We start from the raw sequence: 3,949 nt of genomic DNA, 5'->3' as shown, positions 1-3,949 counted from the left end.
GATTTTAACTACTGTGACTTGATTGGTGCCGGCTACCGGAATCGAACTGGTGACCTACTGATTACAAGTCAGTTGCTCTACCAACTGAGCTAAGCCGGCATCAAGTGCAGCGCATTCTAGGTAGACCGGACGGCCTATGCAACAAAAAAATTGCGTTAGCTGCACTTTCGCTCACAAATTACCCAATTTTGCTTACTGTCTGGCAATTCATACCGTCAGGCGCACAAAGATTCATCAATCACAGTCATCACTCCCTACACTGTAATTGTTCTTTTGCGAGTGTCGTCCACATATTTTACCTGAACAGCAGTTTCCCCCCATTCGGCAAGCTGTGAATTGAAGCAGGAATACGCCGAAATCGACTTCAGCCTACTGCGCGCCGCTTCGCACAATTGACATAAACTCATACTAATCGCCAACTTTTTCGAAAAAAGTCTACGCCAAAAACGAAGCTGTCTATAATATGCAGCTTGTTTCTTATCTGGAGTTGGCGTCCGGCGCCTTTCCCAACCTGCGTTAACAGGCAGAATTTGGCTTATGATAAAAAGAGATCAATCTTTAGCGACGCCCTATCTTCAGTTCGATCGTACCCAGTGGGCTGCGTTGCGAAATTCGGTGCCGCTGACACTGTCAGAAGAAGAAATTGTTAAACTTAAAGGGATTAACGAAGATCTCTCTTTGGAAGAGGTAGCACAGATTTATCTACCGCTATCCCGCTTGTTGAACTTCTATATCAGTTCCAACCTGCGCCGTCAGGCCGTACTTGAGCAATTCCTCGGCACCGATGGGCAAAAAATCCCTTACATTATCGGTATTGCCGGCAGCGTTGCTGTAGGTAAAAGTACCACCGCACGTTTGCTGCAGGCGTTACTTAGCAGTTGGCCGGAACATCGTAGCGTTGAACTGATCACCACCGACGGTTTCCTGCATCCGAATAAGGTGCTGAACGAACGCGGGCTGATGAAGAAAAAAGGCTTTCCACAGTCTTACGATATGCACAGCCTGGTGAAATTCGTTTCTGAAGTGAAGTCCGGTGCCAAGCGTGTGACCGCTCCGGTATATTCCCATCTGATTTATGATGTTGTCCCCGAAGGCAATAAAGTCATCGAACAACCGGATATTCTTATTCTGGAAGGGCTAAACGTATTACAGAGTGGGATGGACTACCCTCACGATCCGCATCGTGTATTCGTGTCTGACTTTGTTGATTTTTCAATATATGTCGATGCGCCTGAAGAACTGCTGCAAAGCTGGTATATCAACAGATTCCTTAAGTTTCGTCAGGGTGCTTTCTCTAATCCCGACTCTTATTTCCATAACTATTCCAAGCTACCTGAGCCAGAGGCTATCAATATAGCCACTCAGCTGTGGAATGAGATTAATGGACTGAATTTACAGGAAAATATCCTCCCCACACGTGAGCGAGCCAGTCTGATAATGACTAAGAGTGCTAATCACGCGGTTGAAAACGTGCGCTTAAGAAAGTAGTTTAATAATAGACAAGGGGCAATCTCGCCCCTTATTAATAATAATTATTCGGCGCTACGCAGAGATATTTCCCCACCGATAAATGGCTTAATCACACCTTCTTGATCGAGTAATAAAGCCCCTTGCTGATCGATGCCGCGTGCAATACCAAAGATCTGTTGTTCGCCGATTAACAGTTTAACCGGCCGATCAATAAAGTTATCCAACGCACGCCAGCGCGCAATAAACGGTGCCAAACCATCAATCTCGAACTGTCGCAGCGATTGACGTAACTCATTGAGTAAAGTGGCGGCCAGTTCATTACGATCGATATTAATCCCCGCTTCCTGCAGGTTTATCCAGCCCTGGTTAATCGCATTCGCATTGGTTTCACGCATCGCCAAATTGATACCTGCGCCAATAACCAATTGCGCTGCATCACCGGTTTTACCCGTTAGTTCAACCAGGATACCCGCTAACTTGCGATCGTTAAGGTATAAGTCGTTTGGCCATTTGACCCTGACCCCTTCCGCACCCAGGCCTTTCAACACCTCAGCCATCACTATACCGATGACCAGACTCAAACCCATTGCTGCTGCAGGCCCCTGATCCAGTCGCCAGAACATTGAGAGATACAGATTGGCACCAAATGGCGAGATCCATTGGCGACCACGACGGCCACGACCAGCCTGTTGATACTCAGCGACACAGGCATCGCCCGATTGCAGGTCGCCAATACGATCCAGCAGATATTGGTTGGTGGAATCCACTACCGGTAGCACGGTGACGCGCTTATCAGCCAGTTGGCTAAGAATACGCTCGACATCCAGTAATTGGATTGGGCCAGGCAAGCTATAACCTTTCCCTGGTACGGTAAATACATCCAGGCCCCACTCACGGATAGTCTGGATATGTTTATTAATGGCTGCACGGCTCATACCCAGCAACTCACCAAGATGCTCACCAGAATGGAAACCACCATCGGCCAGTATTGCAATCAGCTTAAGAGGGACTTTGGTATCCTTCATGAGAGAACCTCTACGGCATTTAACTCACCATCAGTTCCGATAAAGCGAACTTCCGGCTCGAGCCATACGTCGAACTTTTTCGCGACGGTATTACGTACGTGGCGAGCAAGCGCCACCACATCCTGACTAGAAGCGTTATCTACATTAACCAACACAAGCGCTTGTTGATTATGTACCGCTGCACCGCCAATTTGGTGCCCCTTCAGCGCACACTGGTCGATCAACCAACCTGCAGCCAGCTTCACCTGACCATCCTGCTGTGGGTAATGCGGCATGCCAGGATATTCAGTAATCAATATTCTGGCCTTTTCGCTACTGACCAGTGGGTTCTTGAAAAAGCTGCCGGCATTACCCGTTACTTTAGGGTCAGGCAGTTTGCTGCGGCGCATTGCGCATACTGAGTCAAACACCTGACGGGGTGTCACCGTTTCCGGGTCCAGCTTTGTCAGATCGCCATAATTCAGCATCGGCTCCCACTGCTTACTCAGGCGTAGGCCGACACCAACAATGATATGGCCCTTCTGAAAATGATGCTTGAAAATGCTTTCACGGTAGCCAAAGCCACAGTCTGATGCCGCAATGCGATCAATGGCACCAGTATTCAGATCCAGCAGATCAACGTAGTCACATACGCTCTTGAGCTCGATACCATAGGCGCCGATATTCTGAATAGGGGCTGAACCTACCAGGCCGGGGATCAACGCCAGGTTTTCCAGGCCGGGAATGCCGGTTTCCAGAGTGCGACAAACCAAACCATGCCAATTCTCGCCAGAGCTAACGTGGAGAAACCAGGCATCTTTCTCTTCTCTGATGTCGATTCCTTTTAATTGATTGATCATAACCGTACCGGAAAAGTCTTCAAGAAACAGGACGTTACTCCCTTCCCCAAGTACCAGCAGCGGCTCTTGGCGCTTCTGCGTTTTCTGCCAAACCTTGATCATTAATTCGATTGTTTCTGCAATGACCAGATGCGCTGCGTTGACCGGGAGCGCAAAAGTATTGTGTTTTTTTAATGACGCGCTTTCAGTAGACATAACGATAAATACCTATACGGAAATGAACCTTCGCCTAGTCTACTCGATTCGGCTCGCCAGGCTAATATTTGTTTTCATAGATAGAGTTTTTATCTGGATAACATCCACCGAGGGAATATTTCCAATTGTTTTATAAGGTATTTTCTATATAAATTAATGGAGGAATACGAGCCAGACTGGCGTCAACGTGATTAATACCTACATTTCTTTATAAATTAGTCTTATTACTGAGGACTAAAATACTCCATCCAACCTGAGCTATATATATTTAAAGTTATTCATCGTTTTTAAACATTGTTAATATTTATATATTATAGGTAAACAGTTGGATTTTATTCGGGGGTTATTGTGGCGGGGAGTTATCTCGCAGGACACGGCGTAGCTACGTCCGTTCTTTCTTTTCTTTCGCACACAGCAAAA

3 protein-coding genes and 1 tRNA gene are annotated in these 3,949 nt (G+C 46.9%); 1 reads left to right on the top strand and 3 read right to left on the bottom strand.

What is annotated here, in order from left to right; translation table 11 throughout:
* Positions 1–23: 23 nt before the first annotated feature.
* Positions 24–99 (bottom strand) — tRNA-Thr (locus BEI65_RS23570).
* Between the two features lie 438 nt (positions 100–537).
* On the opposite strand from BEI65_RS23570, the gene coaA reads away from it, so the two are divergent.
* Entirely contained in the window at positions 538–1,488 is a 951-nt protein-coding gene (coaA, locus tag BEI65_RS23565) for a type I pantothenate kinase (protein WP_085117644.1), read from the top strand.
* A 44-nt stretch (positions 1,489–1,532) separates the two neighbouring features.
* On the opposite strand, the gene birA is transcribed toward coaA, so the two are convergent.
* Together birA and murB are read right to left on the bottom strand one after the other, a co-directional pair.
* On the bottom strand, positions 1,533–2,495 hold the full coding sequence (birA, locus tag BEI65_RS23560) for a bifunctional biotin--[acetyl-CoA-carboxylase] ligase/biotin operon repressor BirA (RefSeq protein ID WP_099065331.1): 963 nt from the start codon (positions 2,493–2,495) through the stop codon (positions 1,533–1,535).
* On the bottom strand, positions 2,492–3,529 hold the full coding sequence (gene murB / locus BEI65_RS23555) for a UDP-N-acetylmuramate dehydrogenase (RefSeq protein ID WP_099065330.1): 1,038 nt from the start codon (positions 3,527–3,529) through the stop codon (positions 2,492–2,494). Before murB ends, birA begins: the two co-directional genes overlap by 4 nt.
* Positions 3,530–3,949: the final 420 nt, after the last annotated feature.

The organism is Serratia sp. BW106 (assembly GCF_002607755.1).
Classification (GTDB): domain Bacteria; phylum Pseudomonadota; class Gammaproteobacteria; order Enterobacterales; family Enterobacteriaceae; genus Serratia; species Serratia proteamaculans.
The sequence above is the reverse complement of the archived record's forward strand: the minus strand, read 5'-3'. Positions and strand labels throughout refer to the sequence as shown.

Excerpts from the sequence above, each read along its gene's own strand:
- murB (WP_099065330.1), bottom strand. The coding sequence starts at position 3,529 with ATGTCTACTGAAAGCGCGTCATTAAAAAAACACAATACTTTTGCGCTC.
- birA (WP_099065331.1), bottom strand. The coding sequence starts at position 2,495 with ATGAAGGATACCAAAGTCCCTCTTAAGCTGATTGCAATACTGGCCGAT.
- coaA (WP_085117644.1), top strand. The coding sequence starts at position 538 with ATGATAAAAAGAGATCAATCTTTAGCGACGCCCTATCTTCAGTTCGAT.